This is a genomic window from Pseudaeromonas sp. HNCC25DJ180 (assembly GCF_055413345.1).
The window spans coordinates 1-1,791 of the sequence record NZ_JBVAYF010000032.1 but is presented as its reverse complement, the minus strand read 5'-3'; the positions used below and the strand labels follow the sequence as shown (position 1 = coordinate 1,791).

Here is a 1,791-nt window from a genome sequence, read left to right as displayed (position 1 = left end):
GTCTGTTTAAGCGGCTGGCCGAGGACCAACCCCTGATTTGATAAACCGGCTGCTTAAGGCCAGTCCGATTGAAATTTTTGTTGTGCGCTGAACGGAGGTTAACTACGCCAGCCGCTTGAGCAACAGCGAAATCAGCCTGATGACCAGTAGAACCAGAACAACGCCAAGCAGAAAGAGGCGCTGAGGCTGGTGTTCAACCCCAACCGGTTGGGACAAAGAACTGGCACCGGAGCCGATGTTGCTAACCAACCCGTTGGAACAGAGAAGGCGAGAGCATTGAGGCCGATGGCCAAGGTTCGCTAGAACAAAGCCTCCAAGATGCTGCTGACAACGTGCCGAGTCGAAGTTCACGCCTCAAGAGGCTGACGGTTCTCTAACACTTGGTCATTTCTCTGCGGCCAACTACTGGCTGCTCTTGCCTTGGAACCACTCAACACCGGCAACACGCACAACACTTTAGTTATGGGGCGCGCGTGCTTTTTGCGCGTCCCAGTGAGCGAAGCGAACGACTTAAACTATTTGTTAGGTTCGAAGTTGAATAACATAGGTTGTTTCATTTTCATGAACGTCAGTAAGTACTTCGTAGATGTCTGGATCTATATAGCCCGCAAGCAGTGGAGGGAGCGATGCTATCGGTTGACCGCTCAACTTACACGGGAACTTCGTTCCGTTTGGATTTTCCGTATGAACAAAAATTGCGTCGCTACCAGAGTTCCGAGGATGTACGAGTGCAAATAGCTGATATGGTTTTCTTGATTCATTAAGTTCGTGGCGAGCTCGAGTGAGTGCTCTAAGCAAGGCAGCCAAGTGGCGACGTCGATGTACCCAATTGATATTACCAAATCCTTCACAATCGAAATGCTGATGCCATAAATCACACCAAGTGTGTTTTTTAAGATCAACGATAAATCGGTTGGCTTTAGTGAATAATTTAAAGTAGTACAGTTTGTCTGGGTGCTTTGTTTTCGTCATAAGAACCTAACGTCTATTTAACCGGCTGGCCAAATGCCAACCTGTGAATGATAAACCGGCTGCTTAAGGCCAGTCCGATTGAAATTTTTGTTGTGCCAGCACCGAGGCTGACTATGCCAGCCGCTTGGGCGACAGCGAAACTAGCCTGATGGCTTGTTGCACCTGAACAGCGCCAAGCAGAATAAGGCGCTAAGGCTGGTATTCAAGCCCAACAGGTTGGGACAAAGAACAAGCACCGGAGCCGATGTTGCTTACCAACCTGTTGGAACAGAGAAGGCGAGGGCGTTGAGGCCGATGAGCAAGGTTGGCCAGAACGAAGCCACCAAGTTGTTGCTGACAACGTGGTGAGCCGAAGTTCACGCTACAAGAGGCTGGCGGTTCTCTAACACCTGACTTTTTCTCTGCGGCCAACTACAAGCTGCTCTTGCCCTGGAACCACTCAACACCGGCAACACGCACAACATTTTAGTTATGGGGCGCGCGGCTTTATGCGCGTCCCAGTGAGCGAAGCGAACGACTTAAACTATTGGTTAGGCGCTTTTACCCCAATCGGCCAAGACGTCACAAAAGCTTGGAATATCTATACTGCCTTCTATATCCATGCATGAATAACCAAAGCCATCATCTGAAAGATCTTGTTTTAAACTATTTAGTTTTTTCCAATCAGGATCTATAACCATCCCTGATTTTGCGCCATAACCTCGGATCAAACATTGGAATGTGTACACGGTGTTATTATTTTTGTATTCAAACGGAGAAACTATATCTAGTCCGTAAGTATTCATTAATTGCATGACCTGATGATGCATGTGATGGCCT

Annotated in this window: 1 protein-coding gene; it reads right to left on the bottom strand. The window is 48.1% G+C overall.

What is annotated here, in order from left to right; all coding sequences use genetic code 11:
• Positions 1-1,502: 1,502 nt before the first annotated feature.
• A partial coding sequence (locus ACZYTD_RS17125; protein WP_463893900.1) for a hypothetical protein occupies positions 1,503-1,791 on the bottom strand: 289 nt, incomplete at its 5' end.